Genomic DNA, 18,176 nt, shown 5'->3' with positions numbered 1-18,176 from the left:
GGGTGTCTTCTAGGTAGGTGTCGTTATTTTATTAGTAGTTTTCTTTGTTTTATTGGTAGTGGTGGGTGTCTTCTAGGTGGTTATTTATATTTGAAATGAAAGAAGTCTTAGGCATTATTTAACAAAAGATTTTCTTAACTTTACCTCAAAATTTTAGAAGAATTATGACAGTTACAGAAAAATTAGGAGTGTTACGCTCTAAAATGAAAGAATATAATATAGATGCATTTGTAGTGTATTCTGCAGACCCGCATATGAGTGAGTATTTGCCTGAAGAATGGCAAGAGAGGGTTTGGCTCACAGGGTTTACTGGGTCGGCAGGATTTGTGGTAGTTACTGGAGATAAAGCAGCGCTTTGGACTGATGGGCGTTACTTCGTACAGGCTCCGCAAGAGTTAGCCGGCTCTGGGATAGAACTAATGAAAGAAGGGGTGGAAGGTACACCAAACTATATAGATTGGATAGCGTCTCAAATTCCACAGAATGGAAAGGTGGCAGTAAATGCTTTGGCGACGGCTCATGCGAATTGGGTAGATTTAGAAAATAAACTAGAACAGCAGCATATTTCTTTAGTCAATCAGCCTTTGTTAGAGGAAATATGGACAGATAGAGGGGTGCCTTCAAAAAACGAGGTCTTTGTTCACCCTTTAAAATGGGCAGGGCAATCTGTGCAGGATAAGCTTGCTTCCATTAGGCAGAAAATGAAGGGAAAGGAGGCTTCTGTGCATATTATGTCTAGTTTAGACGATGTAGCTTGGACGCTTAACCTACGAGGTAGTGATGTGGATTGTAATCCTGTTTTTTTAAGTTATTTAGTGATTGGCGAAGCGGAAGCGGTTCTTTTTGTTGATTTAGAAAAACTCAATGATGAAGCTAAAGAACAAATGGAAGTTTCAGGAGTTAAGCTAATGCCTTACGAATCTTTCTTTGGATATTTAGCTCAATTTAAAAATGAGAAAGTATTAGTATCTCCTAATGCTAATCAAGCTATATATAATGCCTTAGACGGAAATAGTTTTGTTGTAGCTCCTGTACCTGCTAATCTAATGAAAGCGGTTAAAAACAGTACAGAATTAGAAGGCTTTAGAACGGTAATGGTGAGAGATGGAGTGGCTATGGTTAAATTTTTATACTGGCTGAAACATAATGTAGGTAAAGAGCCTATGACGGAATATTCCATAGGAGAAAAGTTGAGAGAGTTCCGTGCCGAAGGAGAAAATTTTGTGGGCGAAAGTTTTGGAAGTATTATAGGGTACAAGGGTAATGGAGCGATAGTGCATTACTCTGCAAAAGCAGAAGGAAGTAAAGAAGTTACCAATGAAGGAAGTATTTTAATTGATTCTGGAGGGCAATATTTAGAAGGGACTACTGATATTACGAGAACATTAGCGTTAGGAGCGGTGTCTCAATCTTTTATAGATGATTGTACTTTGGCACTCAAGGGAATGATAGATTTGAGTATAGCTAAGTTTCCGAAAGGGACTAGAGGTTTCCATTTAGACACTATTGCAAGGTTGCCGCTTTGGCAAAGAGGTAAAGATTATGCTCACGGGACGGGGCATGGTGTGGGGAGCTTTATGAATGTACACGAGGGACCTCAAAATATTAGAAAGGATATGAATCCACAAGAGCTACTTCCTGGTATGGTTTGTTCTAACGAGCCAGGTTTTTATGTAGAAAACGAGTATGGTATTAGACACGAAAATTTAGTAGCGGTAAAAGAGTTGGAGACAACGCCTTATGGCGTATTCTATGGCTTTGAAACTCTCACACTTTGTCCGTTTTTTAGGGAAGTTATCAATGTAGAACTACTTACCGAGGAAGAGAAAAATTGGTTGAATACCTATCATAAAACTTGCGAAGAAAAGCTAGGCTCTTATTTAGAAGGAGCTGTTAAAGATTGGTTTTTGGATTTGGTGAAGCCTTTATAAAAGGAATTATTTTGAAATTATTTTAACCCAATAGCCTCCTAAACTATCGTTAGGAGGTTTTTTTTATCTAAAAAAAATAAGAATTTCTAGAGTGTGGTGTGCATTCAAAGGTTTTTGTAGGTAACTGAATTTTTTTCATTGTGTAATTTTTAGGTCAACTAGGACAATATATCATGGATAATAATGAGATGTAGTAGCGTTCAATATATGCGAATGTATAGTTTGTAACCAAAAAATTAATACAATAATATTTGTTATAGAATCTTATATACCTCTATTCAAACATTCAAAATACTAATTTTAATGGTATTTACTTTTTGGGCTATATTTTTTTTTGTACTTTGGCGAAGTAAATTTTAATATGAAATAAAATGAAAGAAGTATTTATAGTATCGGCAGTAAGAACACCGATGGGAAGTTTTTTAGGTTCGTTATCTAATGTACCAGCACCACAATTGGGAGCAACAGCTATTAAGGGAGCTTTAGCTAAAATAAATCTAGACCCTAAAGAAGTTCAGGAAGTTTATATGGGGAATGTATTGCAAGCGGGAGAGGGACAAGCACCTGCTAGGCAAGCGGCTTTGGGAGCAGGGCTTTCTAAAGAAACACCGTGTACTACTATCAATAAAGTTTGTGCTTCTGGTATGAAAGCCGTGATGATGGCAACACAAGCGATAAAAGCGGGAGATGCTGATGTGGTCGTAGCAGGAGGTATGGAGAATATGAGTTTGGTGCCTCACTATTATAATGCTAGACAAGCCGTAAAGTTAGGTGATGTAAAAATGCAGGACGGAATGGTTCTAGACGGACTTACCGATGTATATAACAAAGTGCATATGGGCGTATGTGCCGAGAAATGTGCTTCGGAGTATGGATTTTCTAGGGAGGCTCAAGATAAATTTGCGGTACAATCTTACCAAAGAGCAGCCAGTGCTTGGAAAGAAGGTAAGTTCTCAGATGAAATAGTACCAGTGGAAATTCCACAAAGGAAGGGCGAACCAATTCTCTTTACAGAAGACGAAGAGTATAAAAATGTGAACTTTGATAGGATACCTACCTTGCCAACGGTATTCCAAAGAGAAAATGGCACCGTAACAGCAGCTAATGCTTCTACACTTAATGATGGTGCTTCTGCTCTTATTTTAATGTCCAAAGAAAAAATGAAAGAACTAGGATTAAAGCCTTTGGCTAAAATTATAGGTTATGCAGATGCAGCACAAGAGCCAGAATGGTTTACAACAGCACCAGCTAAAGCCTTACCAAAAGCCTTAGAAAAAGCAGATGTTAGTCTGTCGGAGGTAGATTTTTTTGAATTCAACGAAGCGTTTTCTGTGGTAGGTTTGGCAAATAATAAAATTCTTGGTTTAGACGAATCTAAGGTTAATGTAAATGGGGGAGCAGTGGCATTAGGACACCCTCTAGGAAGTTCGGGTTCTAGAATTTTGGTTACACTTATCAATGTACTTAAGCAGAATAATGGTAAAATAGGAGCTGCGGCTATCTGTAACGGAGGCGGCGGTGCTTCTGCTCTAGTGATAGAGAATTGCTAGTATTTGCTATTGTTCAAATTGATTATAAAAAACCATTAAGAATAAATAATACGATTTATATCTAAGTTCTTAATGGTTTTGTTATTTTTGCGAGATTAAATTCAGTTATAGTATGTCAAACATAAAGGAAAATCACCCTAGTAAAAATATTAAAAACAATCCTAAAGTAATGAGGGCTTGGGCAGTGTACGACTGGGCTAATTCTGTATATTCTTTAGTCATTACTTCTACTATTTTTCCGATTTATTACAGTATTATTACCACAGCCTACGAAAAAAATGAATATATCAACGAAACAGGACAATGGGTAAAAGTACCTGTAAGGAATAGCATTAAAATATTTGGAGAAAACTATCATCCAGATGCTATTTATGGATATTCGCTTACCATTTCTTTTCTTATCGTGGTTTTCTTATCGCCTATATTGTCCTCTTTAGCGGATACTATCGGTAATAAAAAATCCTTTTTACAATTTTTCTGTTATCTAGGAGCAACTTCGTGTATGGGCTTAGCGATGTTCGTTAATATGAATACGGTATTCTTAGGACTTCTTTTTAGTATCACGGCTAGTGTGGGATTTTGGGGGAGTTTGGTTTTTTATAACTCATTTTTGCCAGATATTGCCACACCAGATAAGCAAGACGCACTTTCTGCAAAAGGTTATGTTTATGGTTATATTGGTTCTGTAATATTGGTGATTATATGTTTATTATTGATTCAAGTTCTTGCGGAAACTCCTAAACAAGCTCTTATAATGACGCGTGTAAGTTTCTTGCTTACAGGAGCGTGGTGGTTTGGTTTTTCATATTATACATTTAAGCATTTGCCGAAGTTTGGGAATGTTAAAGAGCAGCTACCTAAAGATTTAGTGCTTCTGAATTTAAAGAATGTTTTTAAAAGCCATAAAGAACAAGGTGGTTTTTGGGCGGTTTTTAAAAGTAATATTATCTTCTACATAGAGATTGTAAAAGAGAGTTTTAGAGAGTTACACAAGGTTGGGACACAACTATTTAAAACGCCTAACCTTAAGTTTTTTCTTACTAGTTTTTTCTTTTATAGTGTAGGGATGCAAACCATTTTCCTAATGGCGACTTTGTTCGGAAAAAGCGAAATTAACTTGCCTCAAGAAAAACTTATTTTAGTTCTTTTAGTTATTCAGATTGAAGCGATTATGGGAGCTGTATTGTTTTCTAGATTATCTAAAAAGATAGGCAATAAAAATGTGGTTTCGATAGCCGTTTTCCTGTGGATTGTAGCGTGTGTAGCAGCGTATATGATAGACAAGCATAGCTCTGATGCAGAATATAAATTCTACGGAGTTGCAGGTATTATTGGTTTGGTAATGGGTGGTTTACAAGCAATGTCTCGTTCCACATATTCTAAGCTATTGCCAGAAAATGGTATGGAAAATACAACCTATTTCAGTTTTTATGATGTTTTAGAGAAGGTAGCTATTATTTTAGGAACATTTATTTTTGCGACTCTTATAGAGCATTTTAATAATATGAGATATGCAGCTTTGTCTATGGTTGTTTTCTTTTTCTTGGGGATTGTGTTTATAAGATTCTTGAACGAAAAAAAGGTTGGTTAGTATTTAATAAGATACATAATAAAAAAATCGCTCCGTAATTTACGGAGCATTTTTTGTTATAATAAATTCTTGATATTAGAAAGTGTAAACTTCTGTATTGGTTTCACTTAATACTTCGGTTGCTTCAGCTTTATTAGGTTCTTTGGAAGCATCTAATAACGAAGGATTGCTAGGATAAGTTCCGTTACTAAATGTTAGGGTTTTCCAGCCTTCCCTATCTTGGACAGATAATACCTTCCAGCCATTTTCTTCTTTAGACTGTACCCAGAATGGAGGTGTAGTAACAGTAAATGTGGTAATAGGCTTTAAATCATTTTGTAAAAGTAATACGGTACAACCACCACTACCACAAAAATAAGAAGAGGTTAGATGTACAAAAATTTCATTCTTGCCATCATTGTTTAAATCTACTTGAGCTAACTTAAACTTTTTGTCTTCTGGTGTAATGGTTTTAGCATCTTCTTTTGTTAAAAAACTATTGTTAAGATAGTCTTTCACTCGAAGCGCTAAAGCTTCATTTGTTTCTGTTGTTAGAGAATCTGCTACAGGAGTTTCTACCGTAGAAATACTATCATTAGCAGGAGTTTCTGTTACTTTGTTTTTATCTGTGTTACAAGAGAATAATACTAATGCCGCAACAGGCAATAAAACATTTTTGATTTTCATAATTGAGTTTAATTTTATTGGTTGGGAAAGTTTCAAAAATAATGCCAAAGTTTGAACCTAAGAAACCAAAAGGCTACAACCTCTAATGTCGGAATGGTCTATTCTTCCCAGAACTCGAAAGTAATCAACGCTTTGTAAGTGAGTTATTTTGCCTAAATCTTGTGTAGCAATAAAACTACAACTATGGCGGTTGGCTAAATCTATAATGTTAATAGCTCCTGTTCTCCCATTTTCAACATACGATAGTGGGTCTTCTGTATTACGAATTAAAATCCTCATCCAATGAGGTGTTTGATAAAGATTATCTCCTAGCGAATAGGCTTGAGACAGAAGTTCTGTCATAGAGTATTCCGAATAAATTTTCTGAGTTTTAAACCCGTTCTTTAGTATGTTAAGAAGTTCGTCTTTAGTCATTTCTTCTTTTCTTCCTTTCATTCCACCAGTTTCTATTATAGTAAGGTGTTGATGATAAGAAAGTTCCCATTTGTTATCCGCTAAGGTATCTAAAAAATCAAGCAAGGCAAACGAAACTCCAAAGAGAATTACCTTTTTGTTTTGTTGTTGCAAATCGTTAAGAAGCTTGTACAATTCTTGATGATTGTATAAAAAATAGCCGTTTTCTTCTTTAGATGAGGTTTTCATCAGAAAATCAACCATATAAACTAAAGATGAGTTTTGGCGTTCTAGATAATTGGGTAGCAATCCTAAAAAAACAAAATCTTCGGGAGTGCCTATAAATTGTTTAAAACTTTTATAAATGCTATGTTGATATAACTCTTCATTCGCAATCCAATGTTTAGATAAATTCATCTGGGTAGTGCCTGAACTTTGGAAATATAAAGAAGGTGTTAATCCTTTTTCTAACACTGTATGATTTTTAAACATTTCTATTGGAAGAAAAGGAATATCTTCTATATGCTCTATTTTTTTAGGATTGATATTGAGAAAATCCACAAATTTCTGATAAATTTCTACCTTTTCATATTGGTACAAAAAGGTTTCTATACAGGCTTCTTTAAAAGCTTTTTCTGTGTTAATATCAAAAATAGAAAGCATCAATCAATGTTTTTTAAGCTAGATTAAAATCCTTTAAATAAGGTAACCCTTTTTGTGAACCTCTATGTTGAGATACTTTTAGTGAAACATCGTTGCCAAATTTTACACATTCGTTGATGGGATTTCCATGGCATAGAGCTACAGCGAAACCTGAAGTAAAAGCATCACCCATTCCCATTCTGTAAGCCGTTTCTTCTGGGTCGTTACGAAAATATTTCATTTCAGAACCGTTGTAATATATGGTAGAATTGGTGTCGTCTCTTATAAAAAGTTTATTAGGTAATTTTTGTAAAACAGCCTCTCTGTGATTATCTCCAAAAAGTGTAGATAAGTCGTTACTTTTAGCAACTATGAAACTGGCGTACTCTACTAACTCCTTGGAAAGTGGTCTTGCTGGAGCGGCATATACACCGAGTTTAGCATTATTCTTTTTGCAAAGTTCTAACACTTTTTCTATAACAATGTCTGTGATTTCTAGTTGAACTAAAACTAAATCTGCAGTTTCAAAAAGATGTTTAGGGTTTTCTAGATGTTTGGGACTCAAAGCATAGTTAGCTGATGGGATTACCACTATGGCATTTTTTCCTTTAGAGCTAGTAACATATGCTGTACCAGTTTCTATATCTGGATTTTCTACAACAAACCCTACATTTACATTTTCTTCTACAAGATTTCTTAAGATTTGTTGCCCATAAGGATCCATACCTACACATCCTACAAAGTAAACGCTAGCTCCCAATCTTGCAGTACCCACAGCTTGATTAGCCCCTTTCCCACCGAAGAAATTTTCGGAAGAATTTGCCATCACCGTTTCTCCTAGTTCGGGATAGTGTTCAGTTTTCAAAACTAAATCTACAGATGAACTACCTACTACAAGGATTTTGGGTTGTTCTTTACTAAGTTTCATCATTTGTTGTGAATTTTAATCTAACTGTATTTCAATAAATTCCGAAATAATTTTTATGGGTTGATGACTTTCATTAAAGCCTATATACGAGGCATAAAAACCTTCTCCGTAGCCCGTTTCAAAAGCAATAATATTATTCTTATGCTGCTTGTTAGGTATCAAAGATGCAAATTGGTCTATGGCTCCGTTTTCATCAAAAAAGTGAGCGTGGAAAAATTCTTCATAAATACCCATAAAATCATCGCCTTTCTTTTGGAATAATTCTAACTCTAATTGATTAAGATATTTCTGAGTGTCTTTATCCATAAGGCAACCCATTCCTGTTTCTACTGGGAAACCAAAGATTTCATCTTCTTTTAAGTCTTTAATATTTTGCCCACTGCATACGGCAAGTTCCCATTTGGAAACGGTTTCCTCGGAAAATACAATCTCTACATAGGCGATGCAGTTACTAGCCTGTTCTTTATGTATTAAAACAGAGAATTCACCTTTTGGAAAAATAAAACTAAAATGCTCTTTATCGGGTGTGATGAGTGGGTCGCAAACAACTAGCTCTCCAGAGGAAAGGTGTATCATTCCGCCATTGAAAGTTTCTAGCAGAGGACTCTCTACAAATGGCTTAGAAAATAGTTTTGCGATGTTTTTAATGTGATTCATTATTTTTTATCCCAGTGTTTTTAATTTTTCCTCTAAAAGTGCTATTTTGTCTTGAGCATCTTTTTGTTTTTTTCGTTCCATTTCTACCACCTTTTCAGGAGCTCCACTAACGAATTTTTCGTTGCTTAGCTTTTTCTCAACAGAAGCTAAGAATCCTTTAAGATAAGAAAGTTCTTCCTCTGTTTTCTTTTTCTCTTCTTCCAAATCAAGCGTTTCGCTGAGTGGTATAGAAAGCTCCGTAGAACCAACTAAGAAAGAGAAACTTGGTTTGTCTGTCTTTTTATTGAAATAAATGTCAGAAGCATTAGCCAGTTTCTTTATGAGTGCTTCGTTGCTATTTTCAGAGGCATTGGTGTATAGTTCCACGGTTTCTTTAGGAGAAATACCTTTGCTTTGTCTGTAATTTCTCACACCAGAAATCCATTCTTTAGCAATATCAAATTGGTTGATAATATTTACATCAAATTCTGATGCCCCTTTTTGTTGAGCGATAATGAGAGCTTCGTCTGTATTTCTTGAAGTAATATTTTGCCAAAGTTCCTCGGTTAAGAAAGGCATAAAAGGATGTAGCAATTTCATCAACTCTTCAAAATAAGAAATGGTTTTATCGTAAACCTCCTTAGAAATACCATCGCCGTAATTCGGTTTAATGGCCTCCAAATACCAAGAACAGAAATCGTCCCAAATTAATTTATAAATAAGATGTAAGGCGTCTGATATTCTGAATTTTTCAAACTGTTCGTTAATCTCTTTTACGGTTTTATCTAATAGATGCCCAAACCATTCTATCGTTTGGTTTTCAACCGCACCAGCAGGTTTATTTTCTTGTTTCCAACCTTGTACCAGACGGAAAGCATTCCATATTTTGGTAGCGAAATTTCGTCCTTGTAGCATTAAGTCTTCGTCGAACAGAAGGTCGTTTCCAGCCGCAGAACTCAACAGAATTCCCACTCTTACGCTGTCTGCACCGTATTTGTCAATCAATTCTATTGGGTCAGGCGAATTGCCTAAAGATTTGGACATTTTGCGTCTTTGCTTATCTCTTACAATCCCTGTGAAATATACATTTTTGAAAGGAACTTTACCTCTCCATTCCAATCCCGCCATAATCATTCTAGCTACCCAAAAGAAAATGATGTCTGGACCTGTAACGAGGTCGGTGGTAGGATAATAATAGTTGATTTCCTCGCTGTTAGGGTCTAATAATCCGTCAAATACAGACATTGGCCACAGCCAAGAAGAGAACCAAGTATCCAAAGTGTCTTCGTCTTGTTTTAAGTCGGCAAGGCCTAGGTTTGGATTTTGAGCTTTTTCTCTTGCCAATTCCAATGCTTTTTCAGCGTTTTCCGCCACTACAAAATCGTTTTCGCCTTCTCCGTAGTAGTAGGCAGGGATTTGTTGCCCCCACCAAAGCTGACGAGAGATGTTCCAATCTCGGATGTTTTCCATCCAATATTTATAGGTGTTTTTAAATTTATCAGGATAGAATTTAATTTCGTCGTTCATTACCACCTCTAAAGCAGGTTTTGCAATTTCGGACATTTTTAAGAACCATTGTTGAGAGATTTTAGGCTCTATCACCGCTCCTGTTCTTTCGGAAGTTCCCACCTTGTTTACATAGTCTTCCGCCTTGGCGAGGAGCCCTTTCTCTTCTAACTCTTTTGCAATTTCTTTACGAACCACGAAACGGTCTTTTCCTTCGTAGTGCATTCCGTGATGATTTAGATTGCCATCATCATCAATAGAATCAATGATTTGAAGCTGATGTTTTTGACCAATTTCGTAGTCATTAACATCGTGGGCAGGCGTTATTTTTAAAGTTCCCGTTCCGAATTCAATATCAACATATTCATCGGCAATAATTGGCACTGAACGATTAACGATAGGAACGATAACGGTCTTGCCGATAAGTTTTTGGTAGCGGTCATCGTTAGGATTTACGCATACGGCCACATCACCGAAAATAGTTTCGGGACGTGTGGTGGCCACGGTAAGAAAATCTTGTGTCCCTTCAATTTGATATTTTAAATGATACAGTTTTCCGTTTTGTTCTTTAAAGATAACTTCCTCATCGGAAATGTTGGTTTTGGCTTCTGGGTCCCAGTTAACCATACGGTAACCTCTATAGATAAGCCCTTTGTTATATAAATCTACAAAAGATTTTATCACTTGCTCGGAGAGTTTATCCTCCATCGTAAAGCGGGTTCTATCCCAATCACAAGAACAACCTAATTTTTTTAATTGCTCCAAAATTGTTCCGCCATATTTATGCGTCCATTCCCAAGCGTGTTTTAGGAATTCTTCACGAGAAATATCCGATTTGTTAATGCCTTCTGCTTTAAGTTTAGCCACCACTTTAGCTTCCGTAGCAATAGAGGCATGGTCGGTTCCAGGTACCCAACAAGCATTGTAACCTCTCATTCTTGCTCGTCTAATCAACACATCTTGAATGGTATTATTTAGCATATGTCCCATATGTAAAATTCCCGTTACATTAGGCGGTGGAATTACAATGGTGTAGGGTGGTTTATGATTAGGTTCAGAATGAAAATATTTGTTTTCTAACCAGTAGTTGTACCATTTTTGTTCGGTAGAAGAAGGGGTATATTTCTCTGAAATCTGCATATTTTTATGTCTATTTATAATCGTTATTTTTGCTTTGTTCTGCAAAAATAAGATAAAGATAGTAAGGAAGCTAACTTTTCGATACAAATTTGTAGGGACAAATTTTAAGTGGAAAATAAATTTCAGTTTGGCGTATAATTTGCGGTTAAATGAAAAATAACTAAAGTTGAAAAATAATTTTAACTTTGCATAACTTTAAAAGTATAAGAATTATGAAAAAGATTTTAACAGGGCTAGTTTTAGCGGTAGGTTTTATGGCTTCAGCCCAAACTATTAGCTTCGATAAAACAACAGTAGATTATGGTAAAGTAGAAAAAGGGTCAGAAGGACACCGTTATTTTACAGTAACTAATACAGGTGATAAGCCTTTGGTAATTAGTAATGTAAAGGCATCTTGTGGATGTACAACTCCAGAATGGGACAAAACACCTATTTTGCCTGGTAAATCTTCTAAAATTAAAGTAGGTTATAATACCAATTTGGTAAACCCATTCAAGAAACTTATAGAGGTTTTCTCTAACGACCCTAAAGCTAACAGAAGTGTTATTTGGATTCAGGGAGAGGTTGTGGAAACAAGTAAATAGAAATATTTAGTATCAAAATGAATAAAAAAATCCGCTTTTTAAAAGGGCGGATTTTTGTTTTGAAAAAATAACAAAGGCTATAAGCCGGATTCTGTATTCTAAACAAGTTCAGAACGCTTGTTATTTATCTACATTTAATATTGCTATTAAACTTTAGCTGCTTACCCCTCGGCATTGGACGAGCGACCCTTAGTTGCCGATATACTTAGCATTGCACCGCATAGAGTTTACCTGATTTCACTACAGCCGTACTGTACTTGCTTTCTGTTGCACTAGTCCTCACATCGCTGTGGACGGCGGTTAGCCGCTATGCTGCTCTATGGTGTCCAGACTTTCCTCTCTGTTTAGTCGTAAGAAAAAACAAAGCAACAAGCCGCCTTTGTTATTATCTGCAAAGATAGAGAAATATTTAAAAGAAGACTTATTTAGTTAAATTAGAAATGCAAGAGAATAAGCGAAAGTTTCTCAAAAATAATCCGTAATTTTACCAGTTCAAAATTGTAATTTAAACTAAGTAATAGATGGGTAAAAGTACAATCAATAACGGATTAGCGATGAGTGTGGCAATTCTATTGGTGTTTTTTGTAGTGTATTTTTTCTTTATGGATGTTAATTATTTTCACACTACGATGATAGCTAATTCTTTCGTTCTACCTCTTATTTTTGGTGTTGGGGCGTTTATTTCTGTTTATTCTTACAAAAAAGAAAAGGTTAAGCTTACCTTTAAGGAGGCTTTTGGAAAAGCATTTGCTCCGATGTTTTTGGCAGGGTTTTTATCTATTTCCAGTATTTTTGTGTTTATAAGTTATGTTGATAAAGATGTTAAATCGCTTTTAAATCATCAGTATATAGAGAGTTTTAGGACTTCTCTAGAGGAAGAATACACCAAAGCGAAACAAATTACCAAACCCAATACAGAAGAAGCAAAGGAACTAGAACAAAAATATGAAGAAGGTAAAAAACGAATTGAAGAGAAAGTAAAGAAAAAAGAAGATATGTTTTCTTTATACCATTTCTCTTTGGTATTTGCTGGATATTGTGCTTTCTTTTTGATATTGTCTGTTTTCTTTGGAAGTTTCTTTAGAAGCAAAACGGTTTATTAACTTATTTTTTAGAAAAAATGGATTTATCTATTGTTATACCTCTTCTTAATGAGGAACAATCTTTAGAAGAACTTTATAATAGGATAGAAAATGTCTGTAATGAGGCTGGTTTATCTTACGAAATTTGGTTTGTGGACGATGGAAGTACCGATAGTTCTTGGGGAACAATAATGTTTCTTAAAAATAGAAATCCTAATATACAAGGGATTAAATTTTCTAGAAATTATGGAAAATCCCAAGCACTTCACGCGGCTTTTGCGAGGGTGAAAGGAGAAGTGGTAATTACTATGGATGCTGATTTACAGGATTTTCCAGAAGAGATACCAGCTTTATATCATAAGGTGGTTAATGAAGGTTATGATATTGTGAGCGGTTGGAAAAAGAAACGCTACGATAATGTAATGACTAAAAATATTCCGTCTAAACTATTCAATGCGGCGGCGAGAAAGGTTTCGGGGGTATTTCTACACGATTTTAATTGTGGACTTAAAGCGTACCGAAAGCAAGTGGTAAAGTCCATAGATGTGTATGGAGATATGCACAGATATATCCCCGTACTGGCAGCTAATGCAGGTTTTAGGAAAATCACAGAAAAGGAGGTACAACATCAAGCAAGACCTTACGGAAGTTCAAAGTTTGGCACAGAACGATTTATAAGAGGTTTCTTGGATTTGGTAACGCTTTGGTTTGTAAGTAGATTTGGAGGCAGACCAATGCATTTTTTTGGAGCAGTAGGTACATTGATGTTTATTATTGGTTTTTTATCGTCTCTTTGGTTAGGTGTGTCTAAATTGATAGATATGTCCAAGGGCGTTTATGGGCATCTAATAGCTGATAATCCTTGGTTTTATATAGCTTTAACGATGATGATAATGGGGACTTTACTCTTTATAGCAGGTTTTTTAGGAGAACTGATTATCAGAACTAATAGAGAGCATAAAAATTATCACATAGAAGAAATTATTTAATTGTGAGTAAGATGAAATATTACATTTACCTTTTGGTATCAATGTTCTTGTGGAGTTCTTGCGGAAAGATAACTCCAGAAGGAGAGATAAAATCAGAAGATACACCTTTAGAAGTCTTTAATAAACTTGAGTTAGAAGGTAAATACAGGTTGTTTTTTACTCAAGGGGAGGAGAACTTCGTTAATGTAGAAACTTATCCTAACCTTATTAGCAATTTAAAAATTAAAGTTGAAGACAGTACACTCAAAATCATTGAGAAAAGACCTACTGGAAATGTAGATTTTTACACAGTAACGGTTTACTCCAAAACACCATTGAAACAAATAAGTATTTCTGATTCTGTGGAAATGAATGTTTCTGGAGATATTAAAACGCCTACTTTGAAAATCAATCTAAAGAATCAGGGCAAATTTATAGGAGCGATAAAGACTTCTAAAGCAGAAGTGCAAATGACTGAGAAATCAAGAGCTAATTTTTCAGGTGTTACTAAAGAGGCTATGCTTAAAATTTCGGATACAGCGAGTATTATAGCTCCTTATTGGACGGTAGATTATTTTGATATTCAGTCTAAAAATGGGAACTATGCAGAAATAAATACTAAAGAAGAAATTTCTGGAAAGGTAGAAAATACAGCTAAGTTGGTCTATTACGGAAATCCAATAAGAAAGCTCAAAATAGATAAAGATACAAGAGTAGAAAATAAAGATAATCCTTAATTTTAATATAAAAATATAAAGATATGAATACAGTGGATAAAGCTAAACTTTGGCTTACAGAGGCATTTGATGAAGAAACTAGACAGACTGTAAAACAATTGATAGATACTAACTCACCAGAGTTAGAAGATGCATTTTATAAAAATTTGGAGTTTGGTACGGGTGGAATGCGTGGGATTATGGGAGTAGGAACTAACAGACTTAATAAATATACTTTAGGACAAGCAACGCAAGGTCTTGCTAACTATTTGCATCAGCAGTTTCCTAGCCAAGAGATAAAGGTAGCTATAGCGTATGATGTAAGAAATAACTCCAAAGAATTTGGTAAAATAGTAGCAAATGTACTTACGGCTAATGGGATTAAAGTATTGTTATTTAAGGAGCATCGTCCTACACCAGAACTTTCGTTTACGGTGAGAGATAAAAAATGTAACGCAGGTATTGTGCTTACAGCATCGCACAATCCACCAGAGTATAATGGATACAAAGTATATTGGAATGATGGAGCTCAGATAGTGCCACCTAATGATGCAGAAATCATCAATGAAGTACTCAATACCAAATATGAAGATATTAACTTTAATGGTAATGATAGCCTTATAGAATGGGTAGGAGAGGAGCAAGATGAAGTTTATATAAGAACGTGTATGGATAACTCTCTTTATCAAGAAGATAAATTGGGATATGATAATCTTAATATTGTATTTACTTCTATTCACGGGACTACTTATACTACCATTCCACAGGCTTTAGCAAAGGCAGGTTTTACCAAGGTAGATTTAGTAAAAGAACAGATGATTCCTAGCGGAAACTTCCCTACGGTAGAAAGTCCAAATCCAGAAGAGCCAGCGGCACTAACTATGGCAATGGATTTAGCAAAGATTACCAATGCAGATATTGTAATAGGTACAGACCCAGATGGAGACCGATTAGGGATAGCGGTAAGAAATCTAGATGGAGAAATGCAACTCCTCAATGGTAATCAGACTAATATGATTCTTACAGACTATATTTTGTCTCAATGGCAAAAACAAGGTCGTATTACGGGCACAGAGTTTATAGGTTCTACTATCGTAACTTCTGATGTATTTTTTGATTTGGCAAAATCCTATGGAGTTGAATGTAAGGTGGGGCTTACAGGTTTTAAATGGATAGGCAAAATGATAAGAGAAGTAGAAGGCAAGCAGAAATTCATCTGTGGAGGAGAAGAAAGTTTTGGCTTTATGACGGGAGATTTTGTGAGAGATAAAGATTCTTGTGGTTCTATACTATTGGCTTGTGAAGTAGCAGCGTGGTGTAAGGCTCAAGGCAAAACGATGTATCAGTATATGATAGAAATCTACCAAAGATTAGGTCTTTACCAAGAGGCACTTGTAAATGTGGTGAAAAAGGGTAAAGAAGGTGCGGAGCAAATCAAAAAAATGATGACAGATTTTAGAAATAATCCTGTAACCTTGTTGGCGGGTTCTAAAGTGGTTTTGGTTAAAGATTATCAAGAGCAAACCGCTTGGAATTTGAACAAAAACGAAAAACAACCAATGACGGATATTCCTAAATCTAATGTGCTTATTTACTATACAGAAGATGGCACAAAGGTAGCAATAAGACCTTCGGGAACAGAACCTAAAATTAAATTCTATTTTAGTGTATTAGATAAAATAGAGTCAGAGAAAGATTTTAAGTCTAAGATAGAAATTCTAAATGAAAAAATAGAAATTATCAAAAAAGATTTAGGTCTAGTATAAACTGTTAAAACATATATAAATTATTATGAAAATATCTCGTTTGGCAACTAATTTAGTGGCATCAGAAATAGTAAAAATAGGAAATGAGGTTAATGAGCTCAAGGCCAAGGGAGCTCAAATCGCCAATCTCACTATAGGGGATTTGAACGCTAATATTTATCCTATACCCTCTCTTTTAAAAGAAGAGGTGAAAAAGGCTTATGAAAACAATTTAACTAACTATCCTCCAGCCAGTGGTTTATTAAATCTTAGAGAAACTATTTCTTTGGATTTAAAGAAGCGTTATCAGTTAGATTACTCACCAGAAGAAATATTGATAGCAGGTGGTTCGCGTCCTCTTATTTATACAGCTTATATGAGTGTTGTAGACCCTGGAGATAAGGTGGTTTACCCTACTCCCTCTTGGAATAACAACCATTATTCCTATCTAACTTCTGCAGAAAAGGTGGAAGTAGAAACTAGAAAAGAAAATAACTTTTTGCCTACCGCAGAAGAACTCAAACCTCACTTAGAAGGAGCTGTATTATTAGCGCTCTGTTCTCCTTCAAACCCTACAGGGACTATGTTTACCGAGCAACAGCTTAGAGAAATCTGTGAGGTAGTAGTTGCTGAAAATAAAAAAAGAGGAGAAACCGAAAAACCATTGTATCTACTATACGATCAGATTTATGCGATGTTATTTTTTGGTCAAGAGCATTTTAATCCTGTAAGTCTAGTGCCAGAAATGAAAGATTATACCATATTTATAGATGGTTCATCTAAATGTTTTGCAGCTACTGGAGTAAGGGTAGGTTGGGGGTTTGGACCTTCAACAATAGTTGATAAGATGAAGACTTTCTTAACTCACATCGGAGCATGGGCACCTAAACCAGAGCAGGAAGCTACATCTAAGTTTCTATCTAAAATGGATGAAGTAGATGCTTATGTAAACGATTTTAAAGGTAAAATACAGTTAAGTCTAAATACTTTGCATCAAGGTATTCAGGAGCTTAAAAATAAGGGTTTTGCGGTAGATAGTATAGAGCCTATGGGAGCATTGTATCTTACCATTAAGATGGATTATGTAGGGAAGACTACTCCAGATGGAGAGGTATTGAAGGATACTACCGATGTTGTATTTTATCTTATTCGAGAGGCAGGTATGGCGCTAGTGCCGTTTTCAGCATTTGGTAATTCTAGAGAGATGCCTTGGTTTAGAGCTTCTGTAGGAGGTTGTTCTTTAGAAGATATTAAAAATATGTTGCCAGTATTGGAAGGAGCATTATTAAAGTTAAAATGATAATAAGGCTGGTCTTATTTGTTTTCTTTGGTATAAGTTCTTTTCTCTTTGCTCAAGAAGAGCAGTGGGTGTTTCTGTTTAAAGAAAATAGTAGCCAAAAAGTTTTGATAGATAAGACCAATGTAAGGTCCGAACCTAATTTACAGTCGTCCAAGGTAGATAGTTTAAGTATAGGGCAGATAGTGAAAATTGCTCAAAAAACAGAGCAAGTATTATCTTTAGGTAAACGTTCTGCAAGTTGGTATAGAATAAGTTATACCAAAGAGGGCGAAACTAAATCAGGATATATCTGGGGAGCGAATTTAAGTTTAGGGTACAGGGCTAGAGATGGTTACGACTTTCTTTTTGGAGCTTCTGCCACGGAGCAAGATGAGGTTAAACTAGAGATTGTGATGCTGAAAGACAAACAAAGCATACAAAAAGTTTCATTTAATGTAGGGACAGAAAGTTTGACTTCGGTAGCCTTTAAATGGCAAGGGAGTAAGGGGATAGATGGAGTATCAGATATTCTGTTGGCGAGTGTTTCTAGTGAGGCGTGTGGTATTCCTAGTTATGAGCAGTATATATTTTTAAGTGGAGACAAAATGGTGGCGTTACCAGTGCTGATGTCCGTTGTTGATGCAGATGTTTTTTATCATTCAGAAGAGTATGTTTTTCCGAATGATAAGGGCGGAGTTAAGGGGAAGATTATTATGAAAACCGAAGAGATGGAAAAAGATGAAAAGGATAAAGAGCATATTAAAAAATCAAAAAAAGTCTATCTTTTCAAAGATGGAACTGTTTCTCAATTATAATAAA

At 35.4% G+C, this 18,176-nt stretch carries 15 protein-coding genes and 1 other RNA gene; 10 read left to right on the top strand and 6 right to left on the bottom strand.

Going from position 1 to position 18,176, the window contains the following annotated elements; genetic code table 11:
- Positions 1-164 precede the first annotated feature (164 nt).
- The 3 genes from D1003_RS10025 (at position 165) to D1003_RS10015 (ending at position 5,072) form a co-directional block, all read left to right on the top strand.
- The gene (locus D1003_RS10025) at positions 165-1,931 is read left to right on the top strand and encodes an aminopeptidase P family protein (RefSeq protein ID WP_153936871.1); all 1,767 of its coding nucleotides are present in this window, start codon (positions 165-167) and stop codon (positions 1,929-1,931) included.
- A gap of 371 nt (positions 1,932-2,302) precedes the next feature.
- Positions 2,303-3,481 (top strand): acetyl-CoA C-acyltransferase, encoded by a 1,179-nt coding sequence (locus D1003_RS10020; protein ID WP_153936870.1) that lies wholly within the window; start codon positions 2,303-2,305, stop codon positions 3,479-3,481.
- Between the two features lie 112 nt (positions 3,482-3,593).
- Complete coding sequence (locus D1003_RS10015) at positions 3,594-5,072, top strand: MFS transporter (protein ID WP_153936869.1); 1,479 nt, start codon at positions 3,594-3,596, stop codon at positions 5,070-5,072.
- Positions 5,073-5,147: 75 nt separating this feature from the next.
- Here D1003_RS10015 and D1003_RS10010 read toward each other — a convergent pair whose 3' ends face one another.
- Genes D1003_RS10010 through D1003_RS09990 form a run of 5 tightly spaced genes read right to left on the bottom strand, consistent with a single transcriptional unit; the run spans position 5,148 to position 10,983 of the window.
- Positions 5,148-5,738, bottom strand: a complete 591-nt coding sequence (locus D1003_RS10010) for a hypothetical protein (RefSeq protein ID WP_153936868.1) — start codon at positions 5,736-5,738, stop codon at positions 5,148-5,150.
- A gap of 57 nt (positions 5,739-5,795) precedes the next feature.
- Positions 5,796-6,794: an acyl transferase gene (locus D1003_RS10005; RefSeq protein ID WP_153936867.1), complete on the bottom strand. Its 999-nt coding sequence runs from the start codon at positions 6,792-6,794 to the stop codon at positions 5,796-5,798.
- A gap of 13 nt (positions 6,795-6,807) precedes the next feature.
- Positions 6,808-7,701, bottom strand: coding sequence for a ribokinase (locus D1003_RS10000; protein ID WP_153936875.1), 894 nt, complete (start codon positions 7,699-7,701; stop codon positions 6,808-6,810).
- 15 nt (positions 7,702-7,716) lie between these two features.
- Entirely contained in the window at positions 7,717-8,358 is a 642-nt protein-coding gene (locus tag D1003_RS09995) for a DUF4241 domain-containing protein (RefSeq protein WP_153936866.1), read from the bottom strand.
- 6 nt (positions 8,359-8,364) lie between these two features.
- Positions 8,365-10,983 carry a valine--tRNA ligase gene (locus D1003_RS09990; protein ID WP_153936864.1) on the bottom strand — a complete coding sequence of 873 codons (2,619 nt, stop codon included), beginning with the start codon at positions 10,981-10,983 and terminating at the stop codon, positions 8,365-8,367.
- 212 nt (positions 10,984-11,195) lie between these two features.
- On the opposite strand from D1003_RS09990, the gene D1003_RS09985 reads away from it, so the two are divergent.
- Positions 11,196-11,567 carry a DUF1573 domain-containing protein gene (locus D1003_RS09985; RefSeq protein ID WP_014938132.1) on the top strand — a complete coding sequence of 124 codons (372 nt, stop codon included), beginning with the start codon at positions 11,196-11,198 and terminating at the stop codon, positions 11,565-11,567.
- A 64-nt stretch (positions 11,568-11,631) separates the two neighbouring features.
- Here D1003_RS09985 and rnpB read toward each other — a convergent pair.
- An RNA gene (gene rnpB, locus D1003_RS09980) (RNase P RNA component class A) lies at positions 11,632-11,952 on the bottom strand.
- Positions 11,953-12,088: 136 nt separating this feature from the next.
- Here rnpB and D1003_RS09975 point away from each other — a divergent pair.
- Genes D1003_RS09975 through D1003_RS09950 form a run of 6 tightly spaced genes read left to right on the top strand, consistent with a single transcriptional unit; the run spans position 12,089 to position 18,172 of the window.
- On the top strand, positions 12,089-12,670 hold the full coding sequence (locus tag D1003_RS09975; RefSeq protein WP_052911733.1) for a DUF4199 domain-containing protein: 582 nt from the start codon (positions 12,089-12,091) through the stop codon (positions 12,668-12,670).
- 17 nt (positions 12,671-12,687) lie between these two features.
- Complete coding sequence (locus D1003_RS09970) at positions 12,688-13,638, top strand: glycosyltransferase family 2 protein (protein WP_064970469.1); 951 nt, start codon at positions 12,688-12,690, stop codon at positions 13,636-13,638.
- A gap of 11 nt (positions 13,639-13,649) precedes the next feature.
- The gene (locus D1003_RS09965) at positions 13,650-14,354 is read left to right on the top strand and encodes a GIN domain-containing protein (protein WP_153936862.1); all 705 of its coding nucleotides are present in this window, start codon (positions 13,650-13,652) and stop codon (positions 14,352-14,354) included.
- Positions 14,355-14,377: 23 nt separating this feature from the next.
- Positions 14,378-16,099 carry a phospho-sugar mutase gene (locus tag D1003_RS09960; RefSeq protein WP_153936860.1) on the top strand — a complete coding sequence of 574 codons (1,722 nt, stop codon included), beginning with the start codon at positions 14,378-14,380 and terminating at the stop codon, positions 16,097-16,099.
- 25 nt (positions 16,100-16,124) lie between these two features.
- Positions 16,125-17,378, top strand: a complete 1,254-nt coding sequence (locus D1003_RS09955) for a pyridoxal phosphate-dependent aminotransferase (protein ID WP_014938138.1) — start codon at positions 16,125-16,127, stop codon at positions 17,376-17,378.
- Positions 17,375-18,172, top strand: coding sequence for an SH3 domain-containing protein (locus D1003_RS09950; protein WP_153936858.1), 798 nt, complete (start codon positions 17,375-17,377; stop codon positions 18,170-18,172). Before D1003_RS09955 ends, D1003_RS09950 begins: the two co-directional genes overlap by 4 nt.
- Positions 18,173-18,176 lie beyond the last annotated feature (4 nt).

The organism is Riemerella anatipestifer, assembly GCF_009663465.1.
Taxonomy (GTDB): domain Bacteria; phylum Bacteroidota; class Bacteroidia; order Flavobacteriales; family Weeksellaceae; genus Riemerella; species Riemerella anatipestifer_C.
The sequence above is the reverse complement of the archived record's forward strand: the minus strand, read 5'-3'. Positions and strand labels throughout refer to the sequence as shown.

Coding starts and splice junctions, on each gene's coding strand:
- D1003_RS09995 (WP_153936866.1), bottom strand. CDS start 8,358: ATGAATCACATTAAAAACATCGCAAAACTATTTTCTAAGCCATTTGTA.
- D1003_RS09955 (WP_014938138.1), top strand. CDS start 16,125: ATGAAAATATCTCGTTTGGCAACTAATTTAGTGGCATCAGAAATAGTA.
- D1003_RS09960 (WP_153936860.1), top strand. CDS start 14,378: ATGAATACAGTGGATAAAGCTAAACTTTGGCTTACAGAGGCATTTGAT.
- D1003_RS10000 (WP_153936875.1), bottom strand. CDS start 7,701: ATGAAACTTAGTAAAGAACAACCCAAAATCCTTGTAGTAGGTAGTTCA.
- D1003_RS10015 (WP_153936869.1), top strand. CDS start 3,594: ATGTCAAACATAAAGGAAAATCACCCTAGTAAAAATATTAAAAACAAT.
- D1003_RS10020 (WP_153936870.1), top strand. CDS start 2,303: ATGAAAGAAGTATTTATAGTATCGGCAGTAAGAACACCGATGGGAAGT.
- D1003_RS09985 (WP_014938132.1), top strand. CDS start 11,196: ATGAAAAAGATTTTAACAGGGCTAGTTTTAGCGGTAGGTTTTATGGCT.
- D1003_RS10005 (WP_153936867.1), bottom strand. CDS start 6,794: ATGCTTTCTATTTTTGATATTAACACAGAAAAAGCTTTTAAAGAAGCC.
- D1003_RS10025 (WP_153936871.1), top strand. CDS start 165: ATGACAGTTACAGAAAAATTAGGAGTGTTACGCTCTAAAATGAAAGAA.
- D1003_RS09970 (WP_064970469.1), top strand. CDS start 12,688: ATGGATTTATCTATTGTTATACCTCTTCTTAATGAGGAACAATCTTTA.
- D1003_RS09965 (WP_153936862.1), top strand. CDS start 13,650: ATGAAATATTACATTTACCTTTTGGTATCAATGTTCTTGTGGAGTTCT.
- D1003_RS09990 (WP_153936864.1), bottom strand. CDS start 10,983: ATGCAGATTTCAGAGAAATATACCCCTTCTTCTACCGAACAAAAATGG.
- D1003_RS09950 (WP_153936858.1), top strand. CDS start 17,375: ATGATAATAAGGCTGGTCTTATTTGTTTTCTTTGGTATAAGTTCTTTT.
- D1003_RS10010 (WP_153936868.1), bottom strand. CDS start 5,738: ATGAAAATCAAAAATGTTTTATTGCCTGTTGCGGCATTAGTATTATTC.
- D1003_RS09975 (WP_052911733.1), top strand. CDS start 12,089: ATGGGTAAAAGTACAATCAATAACGGATTAGCGATGAGTGTGGCAATT.